The sequence below is a fragment of the Nonomuraea sp. NPDC047529 genome (genome assembly GCF_040642995.1).
Taxonomy (GTDB): Bacteria; Actinomycetota; Actinomycetes; order Streptosporangiales; family Streptosporangiaceae; genus Nonomuraea.
Window position 1 is genome coordinate 128006 of the sequence record NZ_JBEYTJ010000028.1, and the last position, 20181, is coordinate 148186.

Here is a 20181-nt window from a genome sequence, read left to right on the forward strand (position 1 = left end):
AATCCAGATTATCAGGAGGCTCGTAGATGGACGTCGCCCCCCAGATGAGCCGCGTGCCCGGCTTCACCGCGTTCCCGACGGTGGACCAGATGCACGCCGAGCTCGACGACCTCGCCGCCGCCCACCCCGACCTGGTGCGCCTGCGCCGCATCGGCACGTCCCGCCTGGGCGAGCCGCTGCGGGTGGCCAACGTCGGCGCCGGCCCCCATGACGCCGTGATCATCGGCGGTCCCCATCCCAACGAGCCCATCGGCGCGCTCACCGTCAGCGCGCTGCTGCGCCTGCTCGTCGAGGACGCCGCGCTGCGCGAGGACTTCGGCTACCGCTGGCATCTGATCCCGTGCGCCGATCCCGACGGCGCCCGGCTCAACGAGGGCTGGTACGCCTGCCCGAGCGACCGCCGGGCCTACGCCGAGCACTTCTATCGCCCCGCCGAGGCCGACCAGGTCGAATGGACCTTCCCGCTCACCGGCGAGGACTACTTCTTCGACCGCACCCTGCCGGAGACCGAGGCGCTGATGCGGCTGATGGACGAGGTCCGGCCCGCCTTCGTCTACTCCCTGCACAACGGGGAGCTCCAGGGCGCGTTCTACTACCTCAGCCGGAACGACCCCGCGCTCGCCGCCCGCCTGACCGCCATCGCCACGGCCGAGGGCCTGCCGCTGCACATGGGCCCGCCGGAGCTGCCGGGCGCCGTCCAGATCGCGCCGGCGGCCTACCTGACGCCGCGCGGCGCCGACATCGCCGCCACGTACGGCATCGGCGGCGGCAGCGTCGACTACGCCGAGCGCTTCGGCGCCCTGCACCTGATCGCCGAGCTGCCCTACTGGGCCGACCCCCGCGTCGCCGACCAGACCCCGACCGGCCAGAAGTACCACGAGACGATCCGCGACTCCCTGGCCGGGCAGCGCGAGCTGATCGGCGAGCTGGCCGCCTCGCTCGCCCGCGCCAAGGGCGACCTGACCGTGCGGTCCCCCTTCCGCCGGGCGCTGGAGGACTTCGTCGGCGCCCACGACGAGTTCATCAGCGAGTGGGAGGCCCTGCCCGGCACCGACCGCCCGGCCACGGTGGCCGAGGCGGTCGGCGGCCGGCAGCTCGTGCACACCATGCGGCTGCGGTACTGCGGCACCTACCTGCGGATGCTGGACGCCGAGCTGGCCGCGGGCAACCTGACGCCCGTCATCCGGGCCGAGCGCGCCCGGCTCGGCGCGCGGTTCGACGAGTGGTTCGAGGAGGCCGAGTCCGAGGCGATGGGCACGCCGATCCCGCTCCGCTCGCTGGTCGCCGTGCAGCTCGGCGCGGCGCTGCTCGGGGCGGACGCCGCCAGGCGGGCGGACCCGGCCTGAGCCCCGGCGCCCCGGCCGCACCCGGCCGGGGCGCCGCCGGTCAGACGGGCAGGAGGGCGGTCAGCGCCCGCTCGACCAGCGGCCAGGTGCGGCTCTCCGGGTCGATGAGCACGAAGTGGCCCGCCCCCGGGACGCGCACCAGCGACGCCGCCGGATGGGCCGCCGCGTACGACTCCGAGAGCTCGACGGGGACGCGCTCGTCCGCCGTGCCGTGCACGATCACCACCGGGCCCGCCGGGGCCGGCAACCGGACGGGGTCCAGGCCGGGATGGTCGTCCGGCGGCCCGCCGAGGAAGTCGGTCACCGCGCCGCCGTCGAGCCCCAGCCGCGCCGCGAGCCGCAGGTCGGCGACGGGAGCCAGGGCGAGGACGGCCGCCCCGGCCGGCGCGGCGCACAGGGCGAGGTGACCGCCGGCCGAGTGCCCGACGACGACCGACGGCTGAAGGAGCCCGACCGCGGCCCGCAGGTCCGCGACCGTCGCCGCCGGATCGCCCGGCCTGCGGCGGTACTCGACGGCGGCCACGCTGTACCCCGCCCGGTGCAGCGCGTTGGCCATCGGCCGCAGGTGCGTCCGGTCGTACTCCGGACGCCAGAACCCGCCGTGGACCAGCGCCACCACGGGCCCCTCGTCCGGCCAGAGGTCGATCACCTGGTCGGCGTCCGGCCCGTACCGCAGGGCGCGGACGGGACCGGGGGCCGGGCGGGTCAGGACGGCGCGGTTCTCCACCGTCACCTCCCGGCCGGCCGGCGGGACCACAGCCGGGCGACCCCGGCCGCGCCCGCCGCCAGCAGCGCGGCCCCCGCCCCGGCCAGCGCCAGGTGCTGCCGCCGCACCCGCCGCCTGACCTGCGTGTACGGCACCGTGGAGAAGGACACCAGCTCGTATCGCGACACGTAACGGCCGGGCAGCGCGCGTTCGAGCCGGTGCTCGACGCTCTTGGTCAGCCGGTGGACCGGGGAGGCGACCTTGTCGCGCATCTCGATGAAGTTGGCCAGCGCCATCTCGGCGATCGCGTCGGTGTCGTCCCTGCGCCGCCGTTCGAACAGCGGCAGCGCGCGGGCCCAGTCGCCGTCGGTGTCGGTCAGGCACCGGTCCAGCACGGTCACGTCCTCGAAGCCGCAGTTGGCGCCCTGGCCGTAGAAGGGCACGATGGCGTGCGCCGCGTCGCCGATGAGGCCGACCCTGCCGTCCGCCTGCCACGGCGCGCACCGGACGGTGCCGAGCAGGCCGACCGGATTGTCCAGGTACTCCCGTACCAGACCGGGCGCGAGGGGGGGCACGTCCGGGTAGTGGTCGTGGAAGTGGCGTTCGATCGCCGCCGCGCTGCTCAGGGAGGCGAAGCTCGACGTGCCGCCGGTCGGCCAGAACATCGTGCAGGTGAAGGAGCGGTCGGGGTTGGGCAGCGCGATCATCATCGAGGTGCCGCGCGGCCAGATGTGCAGGGCGCCGGGGTCGAGGGCGAACTCGCCGTCCGCGGACGGGATCGTCAGCTCCTTGTAGCCGTGGCCGAGGAAGTCCAGGCTCTCGTGGATGCCCCGGTGGGCCAGCAACTGTCCCCGTACGGCCGAGTTCGCGCCGTCGGCGCCGAGCACGACGGCGGCCCTCGCGCGTACCGGGCCGTCGGCGGTCTCGAAGGCCATGGCGCCGGTCGCCGGGTCGAGGCCGGTCAGCCGGTGCCCGAAGAAGATCTTCACGCCCGGCGCGGACTCGGCGGCGTCCAGCAGCGTGTTGTTGAGCGCGCCGCGGCCGATGGAGTTGATCGAGCGCACCCCGTCATGGCTGTACGGCTGGAAGTCGAGCGGCCCGCGCACGGGGTGGATCATCCGGCCGCGCATCGGGAGCGCGTCGGCCATGATCTTCTCCTCCAGGCCGATCCGGCGCAGCGCGTCCAGGCCGCGTTCGGAGATGGCCAGGTTGATCGACCGGCCGCGCGGCGCGTTGCCGGCGCGCGGGTCGGGCCGCCGTTCGTGGACGGTCACGTCCAGGCCGCGGCGGGCCAGGTAGCAGGCGAGCAGGCAGCCGGTGAGGCCCGCCCCGATCACGGTGACGTTCATCGGTCCTCCTCGACGCACTCGGCCAGCGCCACGGCGGCCCGCCAGCAGTCGTGATAGGTGGAGTACAGCGGCGTCGGCGCGAGGCGGACGACGTCCGGCTCGCGGGCGTCGGCGATCACCCCGTGCTCGTGGCGCAGCCGCCGGGTCAGCTCGGCGGCGCCGCCGCGCCCGACCCGCAGGGAGAGCTGGCAGCCCCGGCGGCCGGGGTCGCGCGGCGTGATCACCGTGATCGGCCTGGTGGGGGTGACCCGGTCGAGCAGGCTCTCCAGGTATCCGGTGAGCCGTACGCTGCGGGCTCGCAGGGCGGTCATCCCGATCCGGTCGAACAGGCCGAGCGAGGTGCGCACCGGGCCCATCGCGTGGATCGGCGGGTTGGAGATCTGCCAGGCGTCGGCGCTGGCCGGCGGACGGGAGACCGGCGCCATCTCGAACCGGGTCGCCTGTTCGGTGCTCCACCAGCCCTCCAGCCGCGGCAGCGCCGGGTCGCCCAGGTGCCGCTGGTGGACGAACACGCCGCCGAGCGCCCCGGGCCCGGAGTTGAGGTACTTGTAGGAGCACCAGGCGGCGAAGTCCGGCCCCCACGCGTGCAGCTCCAGCGGGACGTTCCCGGCGGCGTGCGCGAGGTCCCAGCCGACCGCCGCGCCGCTCGCCCGCCCGGCCGCCGTGATCGCCGGGATGTCCAGGAGCTCGCCGGTCAGGTAGTTGACGCCGCCCAGCAGGACCAGCGCGACCGTGTCGCCCTCGCGGGCCAGGAAGTCGAGCACGTCCTGGCCGCCGCCCAGCCGGACCACCGTCTCGTCCGGGTCGAGGCCGTGCAGGCGGGCCTGGCTGCGCACGGCGTAGCTGTCGGAGGGGAACGCGGTGTCCTCGATGACGATCCGGGTCCGCGCGCCGCGCGGCCGGTAGAACGAGACCATCAGCAGGTGCAGGTTGACCGTCAGCGAGTTCATCACCACGGTCTCCTCGGGCAGCGCGCCGACCAGCCGGGCCGCCGGTCCGGTGAGCCGCTCGTGGTAGGGCAGCCAGGGGCGGGCCCCCTCCAGATGTCCCTCCACGCCGAGCCGGGCCCATGCGTCGAGGTCCTCGGCCAGTTCCGCCGCGGTCGCCCGGGGCTGGAGGCCCAGGGAGTTGCCGGCGAAGTAGGCGCACTCGGGGTGGCCGCCGCCGGTGGCGGGCGGGATGAGGAAGAGGTCGCGGTGGCCCGGGTCGTCGCGGTCGCGCCGGAGCGCGTCCTGCTCGGCGGGCTTCCGGTCGTCGGTCACGTGGGGTCCGCCCTTCACATGTGGGTCCGGGCGGACCACAGCTCGGGGAAGACCACCCGCGCCATGCTGCGTTCCAGCCAGGCCAGGCCGTTGGAGCCGCCGCTGCCGGGCTTGGCGCCCATCGACCGGCGGACCGCGGTGACGTGCGCGTACCGCCAGTCGCCGAACAGCTCGGCCACGTCGGTCAGCGCCTCGCCGAGCAGCCGCAGCGCGTTGCCGGGGCCGCTGTCGCGGTACACCTCGACCCAGGCCCGCTCGACGGCCGGGTGCGGCTCGTGCTCGGTGGCGAAGTCGCGCTCCAGCAACTCGCCGGGCAGGTCGTGGCCGTCGCGGGCCAGCAGGGCGATGGCGTCGTCCCACAGGCTCGGCGACTCCAGGGTCCTGAGCAGGTCGCGGTGGGTCCTGTCCTGGCGTCTGAACGGGCGCAGCAGCGCCGGGTTCTTCAGCCCCAGCAGGAACTCCACGTGCCGGTACATCGCCGACTGCAGGCCGCTGGCCTCGCCGAGCTCGTCCCGGAAGCGGTTGAAGTCCGCGGGGGTCATCCAGCGCAGGCCGCGCCAGCTCGCGTTCAGGCCCTCCAGGTGCAGCGCGGTACGGCGCAGCGGGTCCAGCGCGGCCCACACGTCGTCGGCCCGCAGCCGCTCCTGGGCGTTGCGCAGTTCGAAGGCGATGAGCTTGAAGTACAGCTCCATCACCTGAGTGATCATCAGGAACGACATCTCGCCCGCGTCGTCGCTCATCGGGTGCTGCAACTCGTGCAGCACGTCGGTGCGGACGTAGGCGTCGTAGGGCGTGCGGGTCTCGAAGTCCAGGGTGGGGGCGCCGCCGGTGGTCCTGGCTCGTTCGGCGCGTTCCTCCGCCGTGGTCGGCCGCAGTGCCGATAACTGTCGCGTCGCGTCCACGCGCTTGCCCTTCTCGTTGTTCTTCCCTCCATGATGGCGTCGGGAGGGCGGCGAAGGAATGCCATATGAACGGCTATATCGCGATATAGGCTTATGTTTCGGGATAAATCGTGATTTGGGGTTTACGAACGGAAGGCTTGATCGTGGATGAGATGGACTGGGAGCTGCTGCGCGAGCTCCAGGACAACGCCCGGCTCTCCCTCAAGGAGCTGTCCCGCCGGATCCACCTGTCCCCGCCCGCGGTGGCCGACCGCGTACGCAAGCTGGAGGAGTCGGGGGTGATCACCGGCTACCACGCGACGGTCGACCCGGTGCAGGCCGGCTGGCCGGTGTCGGCCTTCATCCGCATGTCCTGCTACGGCGCACGCTGCGTGCTGCGCGACCCGGAGGTGGCCGGCTGGCCCGAGGTGCGCGAGATCCACCGGGTCACCGGCGACGTGTGCAGCATCCTGCGGATCGTGGCGGTCTCCATGGTGGCCTTCGAGGACCTGATCGACCGCCTGGCGGTCTACGGGCCGCCGTCCAGCACCATGATCCTCTCAACCCCTCTCCCCGGCCACCCCCTCACCGCCCCCGACGGCCCCTGACGGTGTCCCGCCGGCGGGTCAGTCGGGGGGTGGGGCGCCGTGGCAGAAGTGGGCGAAGTCGGTGGTCATCGAGTGTGCCAGCGCGTCCACGTGCGGGCCCGTGCCGGTCAGCGGGGTTCCGTGGGTGCCGAGGTAGAGGGGGACGTCCACCAGGTGGCAGGCGCCCAGCTCGATCCCGCCGTGGCTCATGGGCGAGCGGTGCCCGCAGATCCGGTGCCCGGCGGGGCCGTGGTGAGCCGCGGCGATCTCCTGGGCGGGGCCGGTGAAGACGGCATCGGTGTCCAGGCCGTCCTGGCCGATCGCGCTGAACAGGCGGGTCTCCTCGGCCGTGGTCGTCACCAGCAGCGGGACCGGCGCGGCGGCGCCCGTGCGGATGGCCTCCATCGGGTGGACGGCCAGCAGGTCGCCGTCCACGACGGGCGCGACGGGCAGCAGGCCGTCCGGGGCCGGGCCGCAGGCGCGTACGGCGGCCTCCTCGGCGGCCAGCAGGTCCGCGAGCGGCACGGCGTACGGGTCCGCGTACGGGTCCGCGCCGAGCACCGAGCGGGCCGCCGCGGTCCAGTCGGCGGCCTGGGCGGGCGTGCGGAACCCGTACGGGACGGGGCTCATCGCCGCGGCCCTGGCGAACAGGCCGGGCGCGCACGTCAGCAGGGCCAGCACGCAGGTGCCGCCCGCCGAGTGCCCGGCCAGGGTGACTTCGGCCGGGTCGCCGCCGAGGGCCGCGATGTTGCCGCGCACCCATTCCAGGGCGGCGATCTGGTCACGCAGGCCCAGGTTGGCCGGGACGCCGTCGCCGTGCCAGAAGCCCGGCAGGCCGAGCCGGTAGTTGACGGTCACCACGACCAGGCCGTGGTCGCGGGCGAGCGCGGTGCCGTCGTACATCGCCTGGTCGCCGGAGCCGAAGACGAACGCGCCGCCGTGCAGGAACACCAGCACCGGACGGCGTCCCTCGGTGGAGGGCGTCCAGACGTTGAGGAACAGGCAGTCCTCGGCCGACGCGGCCGGGTCGATCTCCAGGCCCGGCACCCACGCCATGCGGCCGGGCCGCTGCGGCGCGGGCGGGCCGGGCGTGCGGGCGTCCGCGACGCCCCGCCAGGGGCGCGCGGGCTCCGGCGCGGCGAGGCGGCGGGCGGGCGCGGCGTACCGCACCCCCTTGAACGTGCTCACGCCGCCCGCCCGGACGCCGCGCAGCGCCCCGAGAGGCGTGTCGGCGACCGTCATCCCGCGAGCCCGAGGAAGGCGGCGGCGTTGCCGCCCAGGACGGCGGCGCGGCCCTCGTCGTCCAGCTCGGCGCAGGCCCGTACGACCGCGCCCGGCTCCTGCTCCCCCAGCGGGAACGGGAAGTCGGTGCCGAGCATGACGCGGTCGGCCCCCATCACCTCGACCAGCAGCCGCAGGGCGCGCGGGTCGAACACGGCCGAGTCCACGTGGAAACGGTCGGTGTAGGCCGACGGCGGCCGCGGCGAGTGCTCGCGGACGATGTCGCGGTGGTGCCAGGCGTTGTCGGCCCGTCCCAGCAGGTAGGCGAAGCTGCCGCCGCCGTGGCAGAAGCACAGCCGCAGCGAGGTCGGCAGCCGCTCGAACGCCCCGGACAACATCAGCGACAGGATGCCGAGGTGGGTCTCGGCCGCCATGCCGACCAGCCACGGCATCATGTGGCCGCGCATGCGGTCGGCGCCGAGCATGTCCCAGGGGTGGACGAGCACCGGCATGTCCTGCTCGGCGCAGTGGGCGAGGAAGGCGACGATGTCGGGGTCGTCCAGGTTGCGCGGGCCGACGTGGTTGCCGATGTGCACACCGCGGTGGCCGGCCGCCTTGGCCTCGGTGACGGTCCTGGCGGCCAGGGCGACGTCCTGAAGCGGCACCTGGCACAGCGGCAGCAGCCGGTCGGGGGCCTGCGCGCAGTGGTCGAGCACGCGGTCGTTGACCATGGCGCACCACTCGGCGGCGCGGGCCGGGTCGGCCGCGTAGCCGAACAGCAGCGGGGTCGAGGAGATCGCCTGGACGTCCACGCCGGTGCGGTCCATCGCGGCCACGCGGGCCTCGGGGTCCCACAGCTCGGGCGTGACCGGGCGGTAGTCGTCCTCGCCGCTCATCATCATGCCGTCGCGCAGCCACGGCTCGCCGGCGCCCGCGAGCATCCTCGCCTCCTCGCGGCTGATCCGCGGGAAGACGTGCGCGTGCACGTCGATCATGGTCACCGGACCACCGGCCGCAGATGCTCGGGCCAGTCCTTGCCGGGGTGCTCGGCGCCGCAGTGGGGGCAGGTGCGGTCGCCCTCGTGGAAGGCGCGGAAGACCGGCGGCAGGTCGTCGACGATCGACTGGAGCTGCACCTCGGCGCGGTGGACCAGGCGGTGGCAGTTGACGCAGTACCACTCGAAGGCGTCGAGCGCGCCCTGCGGACGGGCGAACTCGACGACCAGGCCGATCGAGCCGGGCACCGGCCGCTGCGGCGAGTGCCGCACGTGCGGCGGCAGCAGGAAGACGTCGCCCTCCCCGATCTGCACGTCGACCGGCGGCTTGCCCTCCTCCTCCATGACCCGCAGCACCATACCGCCCCTGAGCTGGTAGAAGAACTCCTCGATCGGGTCGTCGTGGAAGTCGGTGCGCTGGTTGGGGCCGCCCACGATCGTCACCATGAGGTCGGCGTCCTTCCAGATCTGCGCGTTGCCGACCGGCGGCCTGAGCAGGTCCTGGTGCTCGTCGATCCACTTGTTCAGGTTGAAGGGGGGGATCATGCCGGACTCCTTTGCGGGATGAGGGCGGTGCAGGAGATCTCGATCAGCAGGTGCGGGTGCGGGAGCTGGTGGACGGCGACCGTGGTGCGGGCCGGGCCGCTCTCGTCGAAGTACTCGCCGTAGACCTCGTTGTAGCCGCCGAAGTCGTTCATGCTGACCAGGTACGCGGTCACGTTCACCACGTCGTCCAGGCCGCCTCCGGCGGCGGCCAGCAGGTCGGCGATGTTCTCGATCACCGCCCTGGTCTGCTCGCGGATGTCGAGGCTGGTGGTGCCCAGCTCGTCCGCGCTCGCCCCGGCGAAGGAGCCGTCGGGGCGGCGGGAGCTGGTGCCGGACACGAACACCAGGTCGCCGGCCCGCTTGACGTGCGGGAACCTGCCGCGGGGCCGGGCCTTGCCCTCGACCAGCAGCGCGTCGTCGCTCATCGGGTGGTCACCTCCACATGTCCGAGGCCGGCGGCGCCGACGCGCACGTGCGCCCCGGCGGGCAGCGGCACGGCCGCCGTGGCCGCCCCGGCCAGGACGATCCAGCCGGCCTCCATCTCGATCCCGGCGGCCCTGGTCAGCCGGGCGGCGGCGGTCAGGGCGCGCAGCGGGTGGCCGAGGATGGCCGCCGACGAGCCGCCGGCGACCTGGCGTCCGTCGATCTCCATGATCAGGCCGACGTTGCCGAGGTCGCCGGCGTCCTGCGGGCGGCGCCAGGGGCCGACGCCGAAGCCGCTGGCCGAGGCGTTGTCGGCGATGACGTCGGGCAGGGTGAAGCTGAAGCCCTCGTAACGGGAGTCGAGCACCTCGTACCCGACCGCGACGCCGCCGACGGCCGAGGCCGCGTCGGCGGGGCCGCGCACCGGGCGGTCCAGCAGGAACGCGATCTCCGGCTCGATGCGCGGGTGGATCAGGCCGGAGGTGTCGAGCCGGGACTCGACGAGCATGGCGTCGGTGAGCAGGCCCCAGATGACGTCGTCCACGCCCATCTGGACCATCTTGGCGCGGCTGGTGAAGCCCATCTTGACGCCGATGATCCGCTCGCCGCGGGCCAGCCGCCGCTCGATCAGGGCGCGCTGCACCTCGTACGCGGCGGGCACGTCGAGGTCGGCCGCGTCGGTCAGGCGGGGGATGGCGCGGCCGGTCAGGGTGGCGTCGTCCAGGCGTTGCGCGAGCGCGTTCACCGGTCCTCCTTCTCGTCGTCGGCGGCGGACTCGTCGGCGAAGGCGGCGCGGACGTCGCCGAGCCCGTCGATGCGGGCCTCCAGCACGTCGCCCGGCCGCACCGGGACGACGGGGCCGAGCGCCCCGGTCAGCACGGTGTCGCCCGCCCGGAGCGGACGGCCGAGCGCGGCCAGCGTGTCGGCCAGCCAGACGGCGGCGTGCAGCGGGTGGCCCAGGCAGGCCGCGCCGACGCCGGTCGAGACCTGCTCGCCGCGCCGCTCGATGACCATCCCGGCCAGCCGCAGGTCCACGTCGCCCAGCCGGACCGGGCGGTTGCCGAGCACGTACAGGCCGGCCGAGGCGTTGTCGGCGACGGTGTCGGCCAAGGTGATGTCCCAGTCGCGGATGCGGCTGCCGACGACCTCGATGGCGGGCAGCGCGAACGCCGTCGCGGCGATCACGTCGGCGACCGTGTGGCGCTCGTGCGGCAGGTCGCGGTCGAGCACGAGCGCGACCTCCGCCTCGGCGCGCGGCTGGAGCACCGCGCCGGCCGGGATCTCCTCGCCGTCGGGCACCGCCATGTCGGCGAACAGCACGCCGAAGTCGGGCGAGCCGACGCCGAGCTGCCGCTGCACGGCCTTGCTGGTCAGGCCCACCTTGCGGCCGGTGATCCGCCTGCCCTCGCCGACCCAGCGCTCGGTGAGCAGGCTCTGCACCGCGTAGGCCGCCTCCAGGCCGTCGACCAGGTCGCGGACCGGCTCGCACGGGCTGCCGGACGCGTACGCCTCCAGCAGCCGCGCGGCGGCGGCGCGATGGTTGTCTGTCACTTTCGTCCTCATATCTTGACGCACACGTTGACGGGCTCGGAGAAGAAGTCGAGCGAGTACTCGCCGCCCTCGCGCCCGATGCCGGAGGCCTTCACGCCGCCGAACGGGGTGCGCAGGTCGCGCAGGTTCCAGCAGTTGACCCAGACGATGCCGGCCTGGATCCGGGGCGCCACGCGGTGGGCGCGCGACAGGTCCGTGGTCCACACGGTGGCGGCCAGTCCGTACGGGCTGTCGTTGGCCAGCCGGACGGCCTCGTCCTCGTCGTCGAACGGCGCCACGTGGCAGATCGGGCCGAAGACCTCCTCGCGGACGGTCCTGGCGTGCGGCGGCAGGCCGGTGATCACGGTGGGCTCGACGTGGAAGCCGCCGTCGCGGGCGTCGCCGAACTCCGGCACCCCTCCGCCGGCCAGCACCGTCGCGCCCTCCTCGACGGCGAGCCGGTAGTAGGACAGGACCTTGTCGCGGTGCTCCGCCGAGATCATCGGCCCGTAGCCGCGCAGTTCCCTCGCCCGTTCGGCCAGCGCCCGCGTGAACGCCTCGAAGATCGGGCGCTGGACGTAGACGCGTTCGGTGCACAGGCAGATCTGGCCGGAGTGGGTGAAGCTGGAGCGGATCGTGCCCTCGACGGCCTCCTCCAGGTCGGCGTCGGCGAAGACCAGGGCCGGGTTCTTGCCGCCCAGCTCGAAGGAGACCGGGGTGACGTGCGCGGCGGCGTTGCGCATGATGGCGCTGCCGGTGGCCGAGGCGCCGGTGAAGGCGATGGCGTCCACGCCGGGGTGGGCGGTCAGGTGCTCGCCGGCCGCCCCCGCGCCGTGGCCGTGCACCAGGTTGAACGCGCCCGGCGGCAGGCCCGCCGCGTCGATCACCTCGGCCAGCAGCGTGGCGGTCGAGGGGGTCTCCTCCGACGGCTTGGCGACGACGGCGTTGCCCGCGGCCAGGGCGGGCGCGACCTTCCAGGTGAGCAGCAGCAGCGGCAGGTTCCACGGCGAGATGACGGCGACCACGCCGAGCGGGCGGCGCACGGTGTAGTTGAGCGCCTGCCCGCTGCCGCTCCAGGCCGGGACGCCGGTGGAGTACGCCCGCTCGGGACGGCCGTAGGCGAGGTCGGCGTAGGCACGGAAGTTGCCGGCGGCGCGCGGGATGTCGACCGTCGCGGCCAGCTCGCGCGGCTTGCCGGTGTCGGCGACCTCGGCCTCGACGAACTCCTCGAACCTGGCCTCGATGCCGTCGGCGATCCGGCGCAGGTACGCGCACCGCTCCTCGGTTCCGGCGGTTCCCCAGGGGCCGTCGAGCGCGGCGCGGGCGGCCCTGACGGCCTCGTCCACGGTCTCGCGGGACGCCTCGGGGACGGTCCCGACGGTGCGTCCGTCGACGGGCGAGATGAGGGGGAAGTCCGTCCCCGCCGTCGTGAAGACGCCGTTGACGTAGTGCGCGGGCTTCATGGCCGACATTCTCCAGATTGCCCGCCATAACAGTCCAATACCGAAATGTCGCCTGGCCATCCTTATTTCGTTATATGTCAGTTCTGCTATGCCTCTCAACCGAATCGGTATTCGTTCTGGCATACCACCAGCGTGCATCCTCTTCCGTACCCATATCCGGAAGGCACAGAGTGATGGACACAGATCGCCGTCTGGCCGCCCGCCGCGTCACGCGGGCCGCCTTCATCGGCACCGCCATCGAGTGGTACGACTTCTTCCTCTACGGCACCGCCGCGGCCCTCGTCTTCAACAAGCAGTTCTTCCCCGCCATGGACCCGGTCGCCGGATCCATCGCCTCCTTCGGCACCATGACCGTGGGATTCCTGGCCCGCCCGCTCGGCGGCATCGTCTTCGGCCACTTCGGCGACCGGATCGGGCGGCGCAACACGCTCGTCGTCTCGCTGCTCATCATGGGCATCGGCACGACGCTGATCGGCGTGCTGCCGACGTACGACAGCATGGGCGTGTGGGCGGCGGTGCTGCTCGTGGTGATGCGCGTCGCCCAGGGCATCGGCCTGGGCGGCGAGCTCGGCGGCGCGGTGGTGCTCACGATGGAGCACGCGCCCAAGGGCCGGCGCGGCCTGTACGGGGCGTTCCCGATGATGGGCACCCCGGCGGGCATGCTCTGCGCCAACGCCGTCTTCCTCGGCACGTCCTCGCTGCTGGGCGAGGAGAGCTTCATGGCCTGGGGCTGGCGGGTGCCGTTCCTGCTCAGCATCGTGCTGGTGGCGGTCGGCCTGTACCTGCGGCTGCGCATCGAGGAGAGCCCCGACTACGCCGACCTGGTCGAGCGGCGCAAGCCGGTCAAGCTGCCGATCGCGGTGGTGCTGCGCGACCACTGGCGCGAGGTGGTGCACACCATCGGCGTGATCATCGGCAACAGCGCGCTGGCCTACATCTTCATGGTCTACATCCTCGGCTACGGCGAGGCCGCGGCCGGCCTGTCGCGGACGTTCCTGCTGAGCTGCGTGATCGGCGGAGCCGCCGTGTGGCTGGTCACCGCGCCGCTGTGGGCGCACCTCGGCGACCGGCACGGGCTGCGTTCGGTCTTCGCCTGGGGCTCGGTGGTGCTGCTGGCCGGCGCCCTGGCGATCCTGCCGGTCGTCAACACCGGCAACAAGCCGCTGATCGTGGTGTTCATGCTGGTGATGGGCGCGGTGCTGGCCATGACGCACGCGCCGCAGGGCACGCTGACCGCCAGCTTCTTCCCGGTCGCGATCCGCTACTCCGGCACGTCGGTGGCCTACCAGCTCGCCTCGCTGCTGGGCGGCGGCATCACGCCGCTGGTGGCGGCCTCGCTGTTCGCCTCGACCGGGACCTCGCTGTCGATCACCGCCTACCTGACCGTGGTGACGGTCATCAGCCTGGTCGCCGCGCTGCTGATCCCCCGCAACGACGCCGAACGCCTGGGCGACCAGCCGGCCCTCGCCGACATAGCGAAATAGAGCAGGTTCACCCTGCTCATATGATGGTTTCGTGATATCTCGTCCGCTGGACCTGCTGAACGGCCGGCTCAAGCTGAGGCACCTCGTGCTCGTGACCACCATCGCCGAGCAGGGCGGCGTCCTGCGCGCCGCCGAGCACCTCCACCTGGCCCAGCCCGCCGTGACCCGGGGGCTGCGGGAGGTGGAGCAGATCCTCGGGGTGGAGCTGTTCACCCGCGGATCGCGCGGCGTCACGCCCACCCTCTTCGGCGAGGCGTTCATCGACCACGCCCGCGCCGTGCAGGCCGAACTGCGCCGCGCGGGCGAGCGCATCGCCGGTCTGGCCGACGGCACGGCCGGCACGGTCACCGTCGGCACCCTGCTGGCCGCCACGAACGTGCTGCTCCCCCGCTCGATCGCCGCCCTGAAGGCCGAACGGCCGGGCATCACCGTGATCGTCAAGGAGGGCACGTTCGACTCGCTGGTCCCCCAGCTCACCGGCGGCGACCTCGACCTGATCCTCGGCCGGCTCAACCCGATCGAGGACCGCCCCGACCTGCGCCAGCTCCCGCTCTACAACGAGCCCGTGCTGCTGGTCGCCCGCGCCGGGCATCCGGCCGCGCACGCCCACGCGCTGGCCGACCTGCTGGCCTACCCGTGGATCCTGCCGCTGGAGCAGACCTCGCTGCGGCGGGAGCTGGAGCAGGTGTTCCACCGCAACGGGCTGCCGCTGCCGCCCGACCGCACCGAGTGCACCTCCATCCTGACGATCCGCTCCCTGCTGCTCGGCACGGACATGATCGCCGCGCTGCCCGCGCTCTTCGTCAGGACCGACCCCCAGCTCCTCGAACTCCAGGTGCCGCTGCCGTCGGTGCGCCGCTCGGTCGGCGCCACCCTGCCCGGCGCGCGCGCCCTCACGCCCGCGGGCAAGGTCATGCTCTCCCACCTCCAGCAGCAGGCCCGCGACCTCGACACCGGCGAGACGGGCGACCCGTCCGACGCGGCGCCGGTGGGAGACTGAGGGGCATGATGGCAGGAGCCGGGTTCGAGCCCGAGTCCGTACGCGTCATCCGGCGGCTGCGCGACGACATCCTCGACGGCGTCCGCCCGCCGGGCAGCAAGCTCGTCGAACGCGATCTGGCCACCGAGCTCGGCGTGAGCCGGGTGCCGGTGCGCGACGCCCTGGCCACCCTGGCCGCCGAGGGGCTGGTGACGTTGCGTCCCCGCACCTGGGCCGTGGTGCGCGAGTTCAGCACCCGCGACGTCGCCGACCTGGTGGAGGTGCGCTCGGCGTTCGAGGCCGTCACCTTCCGGCTCGCCGCCCTGCGGCACGACGCCGAGGGCCTGCGGCGGCTGCGCGCCGACCTCGACGCGGAGCTGCGGGCGGCGGACGCCGGCGACGCGATCCGCGCCCGGCGCGCCGCCGCCGACTTCCACGAGACGGCCGCCGCCATCGCGGGCAACGACCTGCTGGTCGAGCTCGGCCAGGTCCTGCGCAGCCGGATGCGCTGGCTGCTCGGCCGGTACGACGACCTCCAGCTCGTCGCCGACGAGCACCGTGAGCTCTACGAGGCGATCGCCGACCGCGACGTGGCCCGCGTCGGCGAGCTGGTCGCCCGGCACGAGGAGACCAGCGGCCGCCTCACCAGGGAGCACGCGGACCGGCGGGCCCGTCCCTGACCCTGCGTGGGCGTCAGGCGTCCAGGAGCGGTTCGCCGTCGCGGGCGACCACCCGGCCGCCGGCGACCACGAGCGCCCGCGCCGGCACCCGCACGAGCGCGTCCGGCACGTTCTCGGCGTCGATGAGGACGACGTCGGCCCGCGCCCCCGCGACGAGGTCGTGCCGGTCGCGGTGCACGAACGGCGCCGCCTTGGTCGTGGCCAGCTCCACGGCGGCGGTGAGCTCGTCGTCGGCGCGCAGCCCGTGCAGGCGGGCGAAGCCGAGGGCGATGCGCAGCATGTCGCCGTCGCCGAACGGCGACCACAGGTCCCTGATCCCGTCGGTGCCGAGGCCGAGGCCGATCCCGCGCTCGGCCATGCCCCGCCACGGAAGGGGCGCGGTGCGCACCGGCGCGACCGTCGCCCAGGAGATGCCCGCCGCGCCGAGGTCGTCGAGCAGGGCGCACTGGCGTTCGGGGGCCAGCTCGCCGAGGGCGAAGCCGTGGGAGACGGTGACCTTGCCCTGGAGGCCCGTCCTGAGCGTGCGGTCGATGATGAGCTCGTACTGGAACGCGCCGAGCTCGCCGCCGTCGTGCAGGTGGATGTCCAGGCCGACGCCGCGCCGCTCGGCGATCGCGAAGAGGCCGTCGAGCTGGGCGACCGGGTCGCGGTCGATGCTCGCGGGGTCGATGCCGCCGATGCTGGTGGCGCCCGCCCGGGCGGCCTGGTCGAGCAGGTCGAGCACGCCCGGCCGGCGGACGACGCCGTCCTGCGGGAAGGCCACGATCTCGACGTCGATCGCCCCGCCGAGGCGCTGCGCGGCCTCGCGGACGGCCTCGATGCCGCGCAGGCCGACGCCGAGGTCGACGTCGACGTGGGTGCGGGTGGCCGTGGTGCCGTGCCGCAGGAACTCCCGGAGCACCGCCACGGTCCCTTCGACGCCCGGGATGCCGTACCGGTCCCGTTCCGCGCGCTCGTGCTCGATCCGGCCCTGCGTGGTGGCCACGCCGCCGTACGACACCCAGGGCCGGCCCCACCAGCTCTTGTCGACGTGGGCGTGGGCGTTGACGAATCCGGGCAGGGCGAGCAGGCCCCGGCCGTCGACGACCTCGCCCGCGGGCGGGGCCGTCCCGGCTGGGAGCACGCCGCCGATCCGGGTACCGTCGATGGTCAGGTCCACGGGCGGGCCGCCCCAGGGGCGCACGTTGGCGATTGTCCAGGAAGTCACCCGAAAAATGGTATACCAAACCCGGATCGCCCCAGGCAGAGGCCCCTGTCGCCGCCGCGCCGGCCGTTGTCGTACCCGACTGAGAAAATCGGCACAGGCCGCGGCACGCGCGGTCGCCCCGACAGGAAAGAGGTGATCCGATGGGCCCAGAGGTCTTCGACAGCCGTGACATCGGCCAGACCGAGGAGTTCCTCAGCAAGGCATATGCCAAGATGCGCATCGGCTCCGACGTGAAGAACCCCCGCACCCGGATCTCGCGCCAGGTCATGGGCTCGGTCAGCATCGACCAGCTCCACCTCCAATACGCGATGAGCTACGACGTCAACCCCCTCGGCAAGGTGTGCCTGTGCTCGGTCGAGTCCGGGACCATCGCCCAGCAGGTCGCCGGCGGCCAGGAGGACGTCTTCGGCCCGGGCGACACCGTGCTGTTCGCCCCGCACGACCTGCCCTACACCGGCGAGATCCGCCGCTCGCGCTACGACATCATCATGTTCGACCCCGCGCTGCTGCAGCAGGTGGCCGGCACGCTGCCCGGCCGCCGGGCCGAGCCGGTGCGGCTGGTGGGGCACCGTCCGGTCTCCCCCGCCGCCGCCCGCCATCTGCGCCGCACGCTCGCCTACCTGCGCGACGACGTGCTGGCCGATCCCGAGCTGACCGCCGAGCCGCTCGTCGTCTCCACCGCCGGTCAGCTGCTGGCCGCCAGCGTGCTCACCGCGCTGCCGACCAACGCCGACGCCTCGGCCGCACCCGGCGCCCGTCCCGAGGCGCTGCGCCGCGCCACGGCCTTCATCGACGACCACGCCGACCTGCCCATCGGCATCGACGAGATCGCCACCGCCGCCCGCGTCACCCCCCGCGCCCTCCAGTACGCCTTCCGCCGGCACCTGGGCACCACCCCCCTGGGCTACCTGCGCCAGGCCCGGCTGGCCCGCGCGCACGCCGAGCTGAAGGCCGGCGGTCCCGCCACCACGGTGACCGCCGTCGCCGCCCGCTGGGGCTTCTTCCACCCCGGGCGGTTCGCCCAGCTCTACCGGGCCGCCTTCGGCTGCGCGCCCGGCGAGACCCTGCACGCCGCGACCGGCTCTCCCTCGCCCGTTTCGTTCCGTGGACGGGAGTGAGCCGGATTCTTCGTCTCGTGTGCTGACCGGCCACCGCCGAAGGGTCAAGGGTTGGAGGCGAGCACGGATCGCAGCGGCGCGGGAGGAGATGATCGCGATTGAGTCCCGGCCACAGCGGCAGCACCACGCGACCGTGGCGAGGCCATAGCCGCAGGCCAGGCGCTCAAGAGCGGGCACAGTTCCGGTGGCCGGCCGACCGCGCCGGTCACGTGACTGAGCCGATCCCATCGCCGGGCCGTGATGCCTGACCTTCTCCGTCCGCCTTCGCACCCGTCCGCCTGCCTTTCCGGCCGGACGGGCTTTTGTGCTGCCCGGCGGCCGGAGGCACCGTGACCCCGCTGACCCTGACCGGCCGCGACCTGCCCGGTGGCGTGCTGGTGACCGTGACGGGCGAGCTCGACTCCTCCAACTCACCGCGGCTGGAGTCCTTCACCGAGCGGCGCCGGCGGCCCGGGGCGGGAGTGGTGCTCGACCTGGGCGGCCTGACCTTCATGGACAGCCGTGGCCTGCACATACTGTTACGCCTCAACGCCGCCGTGCTCGAACAGGGCGGCGTGCTCCGCCTCGCCGCCGTGCAGGAACTGCCCGAGCGCGTGCTGAAGGTCACCGGCGTGTGGTCCTCGCTGACCGTGCACGAAGACGTCGGCGACGCCGTGGCGGCGATGGGCGCGCCGCGCCCCGACGACCTCCGCGAGTCGTCGTGACCGTCCCGCGTCCGCGCCGCATGTCAGCGGACAGGGATGAAGATCACGGGCGCCGGTTCTAGAATCCGGATGGACAACAACCACGATTGTCCCGTCAATGACCTCGCTCATGGTCTCCTGATGGGGGCCGTTCGCGAGGTCGTCGCAGGACAGTCCTGACAACGTCGTAGGACACGAGGGTGACATGAGCGAAGCGATGACCGGTGGCTCCCGTAGCGCGTCCGGGGGTGCCGAGGTCGACGAGCTTCGGCTGCGTCAGCTGCTCGGCGGGCTGACGGCGGTCCGGGACGGCGACTTCCGCACCCGTCTGCCCGAGGACGCCGACGGGCTGCTCGGTGAGATCGCCTCGGTGTTCAACGGCATGGTCGACCAGCTGTCGTTGTTCACCTCCGAGGTGACCCGGGTGGCCCGTGAGGTGGGCACCGACGGGCGGCTGGGCGGCCAGGCCGACGTGCCGTCGGTGTCGGGCACCTGGAAGGACCTGACCGAGTCGGTCAACGCGATGGCCGGGAACCTGACCGATCAGGTGCGCAGCATCGCGCAGGTGACCACGGCGGTGGCGCGGGGCGACCTGTCGCAGAAGATCACCGTGCACGCGCGCGGGGAGATCCTGGAGCTGAAGAACACCGTCAACACGATGGTCGACCAGCTGTCCTCCTTCGCCGACGAGGTGACGCGGGTGGCGCGTGAGGTGGGCACCGAGGGGCAGCTGGGTGGTCAGGCCGAGGTGGAGGGCGTGGCCGGCACCTGGCGTGACCTGACCGACTCGGTGAACTTCATGGCCGGGAACCTGACCGACCAGGTGCGCAACATCTCCCAGGTGGCCACGGCGGTGGCGCGGGGTGACCTGTCGCAGCGGATCACGGTGTCGGCCCGGGGGGAGATCCTGGAGCTGAAGAACACCCTCAACACGATGGTCGACCAGCTGTCCTCCTTCGCCGACGAGGTGACGCGGGTGGCGCGTGAGGTGGGCACGGACGGGCGGCTGGGCGGTCAGGCCGACGTCAAGGGCGTGTCGGGGACGTGGAAGGCGTTGACGGAGTCGGTCAACGTGATGGCCGACAACCTGACGGCGCAGGTGCGCAGCATCGCCGAGGTGACCACGGCGGTGGCCAAGGGCGACCTGACGCAGAAGATCCGGGTGGATGCGCGTGGGGAGATCCTGGAGCTGAAGGAGACCATCAACACGATGGTCGACCAGTTGTCGGCCTTCGCCGACGAGGTGACCCGGGTGGCGCGTGAGGTGGGCACCGAGGGCAACCTGGGTGGTCAGGCGACCGTCCGGGGGGTGTCGGGCACGTGGAAGGACCTCACCGACAACGTCAACGTCATGGCGTCGAACCTGACGAGCCAGGTGCGCAGCATCGCCCAGGTGGCCACCGCCGTCGCCCGCGGCGACCTGTCGCAGAAGATCACCGTCGAGGCCAAGGGCGAGGTGGCGGCGCTCGCCCAGACGATCAACACCATGGTCGACACGCTGAGCGCGTTCGCCGACGAGGTCACCCGCGTGGCCCGCGAGGTCGGCACCGAAGGCCAGCTCGGCGGCCAGGCCCGCGTCCCGAACGTGGCCGGCACCTGGAAGGACCTCACCGACAACGTCAACTCGATGGCCGACAACCTGACCAACCAGGTACGCAGCATCGCCCAGGTCACCACCGCGGTGGCCAGGGGCGACCTGACCAGGAAGATCGACGTCGACGC

Annotated in this window: 20 protein-coding genes; 8 read left to right on the forward strand and 12 right to left on the reverse strand. The window is 73.2% G+C overall.

Translation table 11 applies throughout. From position 1 onward, the window contains the following. Positions 1-26: 26 nt before the first annotated feature. Positions 27-1346 (forward strand): M14 family zinc carboxypeptidase, encoded by a 1320-nt coding sequence (locus ABZ815_RS35320; protein WP_357705546.1) that lies wholly within the window; start codon positions 27-29, stop codon positions 1344-1346. A gap of 40 nt (positions 1347-1386) precedes the next feature. Here ABZ815_RS35320 and ABZ815_RS35325 read toward each other — a convergent pair whose 3' ends face one another. The 4 genes from ABZ815_RS35325 to ABZ815_RS35340 are packed head-to-tail and all read right to left on the reverse strand — an operon-like array spanning position 1387 to position 5565. After that, the gene (locus tag ABZ815_RS35325) at positions 1387-2073 is read right to left on the reverse strand and encodes an alpha/beta hydrolase (protein WP_357705547.1); all 687 of its coding nucleotides are present in this window, start codon (positions 2071-2073) and stop codon (positions 1387-1389) included. Positions 2074-2075: 2 nt separating this feature from the next. Beyond that, positions 2076-3401 carry an NAD(P)/FAD-dependent oxidoreductase gene (locus tag ABZ815_RS35330; protein WP_357705548.1) on the reverse strand — a complete coding sequence of 442 codons (1326 nt, stop codon included), beginning with the start codon at positions 3399-3401 and terminating at the stop codon, positions 2076-2078. Then, positions 3398-4663, reverse strand: coding sequence for a kynureninase (gene kynU, locus ABZ815_RS35335; RefSeq protein ID WP_357705549.1), 1266 nt, complete (start codon positions 4661-4663; stop codon positions 3398-3400). Before kynU ends, ABZ815_RS35330 begins: the two co-directional genes overlap by 4 nt. Positions 4664-4677: 14 nt before the next feature. Continuing rightward, on the reverse strand, positions 4678-5565 hold the full coding sequence (locus ABZ815_RS35340; RefSeq protein WP_357705550.1) for a tryptophan 2,3-dioxygenase family protein: 888 nt from the start codon (positions 5563-5565) through the stop codon (positions 4678-4680). Between the two features lie 152 nt (positions 5566-5717). On the opposite strand from ABZ815_RS35340, the gene ABZ815_RS35345 reads away from it, so the two are divergent. Further along, positions 5718-6152 (forward strand): Lrp/AsnC family transcriptional regulator, encoded by a 435-nt coding sequence (locus ABZ815_RS35345; protein ID WP_357705569.1) that lies wholly within the window; start codon positions 5718-5720, stop codon positions 6150-6152. An 18-nt stretch (positions 6153-6170) separates the two neighbouring features. On the opposite strand, the gene ABZ815_RS35350 is transcribed toward ABZ815_RS35345, so the two are convergent. The 7 genes from ABZ815_RS35350 to ABZ815_RS35380 are packed head-to-tail and all read right to left on the reverse strand — an operon-like array spanning position 6171 to position 12308. Next, a complete protein-coding gene (locus ABZ815_RS35350; protein WP_357705551.1) occupies positions 6171-7373 on the reverse strand; it encodes a carboxylesterase family protein in 1203 nt (400 codons plus the stop codon). Beyond that, complete coding sequence (locus tag ABZ815_RS35355; RefSeq protein ID WP_357705570.1) at positions 7370-8347, reverse strand: amidohydrolase family protein; 978 nt, start codon at positions 8345-8347, stop codon at positions 7370-7372. Before ABZ815_RS35355 ends, ABZ815_RS35350 begins: the two co-directional genes overlap by 4 nt. 2 nt (positions 8348-8349) lie before the next feature. Next, positions 8350-8892 (reverse strand): 3-hydroxyanthranilate 3,4-dioxygenase, encoded by a 543-nt coding sequence (locus tag ABZ815_RS35360; protein WP_357705552.1) that lies wholly within the window; start codon positions 8890-8892, stop codon positions 8350-8352. After that, positions 8889-9317, reverse strand: a complete 429-nt coding sequence (locus ABZ815_RS35365; protein WP_357705553.1) for a RidA family protein — start codon at positions 9315-9317, stop codon at positions 8889-8891. The genes ABZ815_RS35360 and ABZ815_RS35365 overlap by 4 nt, the downstream gene beginning before the upstream one ends. Then, entirely contained in the window at positions 9314-10060 is a 747-nt protein-coding gene (locus ABZ815_RS35370) for a fumarylacetoacetate hydrolase family protein (protein WP_357705554.1), read from the reverse strand. The genes ABZ815_RS35365 and ABZ815_RS35370 overlap by 4 nt, the downstream gene beginning before the upstream one ends. Next, complete coding sequence (locus ABZ815_RS35375; RefSeq protein WP_357705555.1) at positions 10057-10866, reverse strand: fumarylacetoacetate hydrolase family protein; 810 nt, start codon at positions 10864-10866, stop codon at positions 10057-10059. The genes ABZ815_RS35370 and ABZ815_RS35375 overlap by 4 nt, the downstream gene beginning before the upstream one ends. An 8-nt stretch (positions 10867-10874) precedes the next feature. Next, positions 10875-12308, reverse strand: a complete 1434-nt coding sequence (locus ABZ815_RS35380; RefSeq protein ID WP_357705556.1) for a 2-hydroxymuconic semialdehyde dehydrogenase — start codon at positions 12306-12308, stop codon at positions 10875-10877. Between the two features lie 173 nt (positions 12309-12481). Between ABZ815_RS35380 and ABZ815_RS35385 the strand changes: the two genes are divergently transcribed. From ABZ815_RS35385 to ABZ815_RS35395, 3 genes are read left to right on the forward strand one after another with little or no spacing between them, the layout of a single operon-like run. Further along, positions 12482-13792 carry an MFS transporter gene (locus ABZ815_RS35385; RefSeq protein WP_357705557.1) on the forward strand — a complete coding sequence of 437 codons (1311 nt, stop codon included), beginning with the start codon at positions 12482-12484 and terminating at the stop codon, positions 13790-13792. Positions 13793-13823: 31 nt separating this feature from the next. Then, a complete protein-coding gene (locus ABZ815_RS35390) occupies positions 13824-14792 on the forward strand; it encodes a LysR substrate-binding domain-containing protein (RefSeq protein WP_357705558.1) in 969 nt (322 codons plus the stop codon). Positions 14793-14797: 5 nt separating this feature from the next. Beyond that, the gene (locus tag ABZ815_RS35395) at positions 14798-15451 is read left to right on the forward strand and encodes a GntR family transcriptional regulator (RefSeq protein WP_357705559.1); all 654 of its coding nucleotides are present in this window, start codon (positions 14798-14800) and stop codon (positions 15449-15451) included. Positions 15452-15464: 13 nt separating this feature from the next. Here ABZ815_RS35395 and ABZ815_RS35400 read toward each other — a convergent pair whose 3' ends face one another. Then, positions 15465-16658: an amidohydrolase gene (locus tag ABZ815_RS35400; RefSeq protein ID WP_357705560.1), complete on the reverse strand. Its 1194-nt coding sequence runs from the start codon at positions 16656-16658 to the stop codon at positions 15465-15467. A gap of 140 nt (positions 16659-16798) precedes the next feature. Between ABZ815_RS35400 and ABZ815_RS35405 the strand changes: the two genes are divergently transcribed. The 3 genes from ABZ815_RS35405 to ABZ815_RS35415 form a co-directional block, all read left to right on the forward strand. Next, the gene (locus ABZ815_RS35405) at positions 16799-17776 is read left to right on the forward strand and encodes a helix-turn-helix domain-containing protein (protein ID WP_357705561.1); all 978 of its coding nucleotides are present in this window, start codon (positions 16799-16801) and stop codon (positions 17774-17776) included. A gap of 329 nt (positions 17777-18105) precedes the next feature. Beyond that, on the forward strand, positions 18106-18480 hold the full coding sequence (locus tag ABZ815_RS35410; RefSeq protein WP_357705562.1) for an STAS domain-containing protein: 375 nt from the start codon (positions 18106-18108) through the stop codon (positions 18478-18480). Between the two features lie 184 nt (positions 18481-18664). Beyond that, positions 18665-20181, forward strand: a 1517-nt coding sequence (locus ABZ815_RS35415) for a HAMP domain-containing protein (RefSeq protein WP_357705563.1), incomplete at its 3' end; no start/stop codon positions are given.

Bases quoted from the DNA above. Each gene is read 5' to 3' on its own strand.
- ABZ815_RS35320 (WP_357705546.1), top strand. From the start codon at position 27: ATGGACGTCGCCCCCCAGATGAGCCGCGTGCCCGGCTTCACCGCGTTC.
- ABZ815_RS35330 (WP_357705548.1), bottom strand. From the start codon at position 3,401: ATGAACGTCACCGTGATCGGGGCGGGCCTCACCGGCTGCCTGCTCGCC.
- ABZ815_RS35345 (WP_357705569.1), top strand. From the start codon at position 5,718: ATGGACTGGGAGCTGCTGCGCGAGCTCCAGGACAACGCCCGGCTCTCC.
- ABZ815_RS35350 (WP_357705551.1), bottom strand. From the start codon at position 7,373: ATGACGGTCGCCGACACGCCTCTCGGGGCGCTGCGCGGCGTCCGGGCG.
- ABZ815_RS35355 (WP_357705570.1), bottom strand. From the start codon at position 8,347: ATGATCGACGTGCACGCGCACGTCTTCCCGCGGATCAGCCGCGAGGAG.
- ABZ815_RS35360 (WP_357705552.1), bottom strand. From the start codon at position 8,892: ATGATCCCCCCCTTCAACCTGAACAAGTGGATCGACGAGCACCAGGAC.
- ABZ815_RS35365 (WP_357705553.1), bottom strand. From the start codon at position 9,317: ATGAGCGACGACGCGCTGCTGGTCGAGGGCAAGGCCCGGCCCCGCGGC.
- ABZ815_RS35380 (WP_357705556.1), bottom strand. From the start codon at position 12,308: ATGAAGCCCGCGCACTACGTCAACGGCGTCTTCACGACGGCGGGGACG.
- ABZ815_RS35385 (WP_357705557.1), top strand. From the start codon at position 12,482: ATGGACACAGATCGCCGTCTGGCCGCCCGCCGCGTCACGCGGGCCGCC.
- ABZ815_RS35395 (WP_357705559.1), top strand. From the start codon at position 14,798: ATGATGGCAGGAGCCGGGTTCGAGCCCGAGTCCGTACGCGTCATCCGG.
- ABZ815_RS35405 (WP_357705561.1), top strand. From the start codon at position 16,799: ATGGGCCCAGAGGTCTTCGACAGCCGTGACATCGGCCAGACCGAGGAG.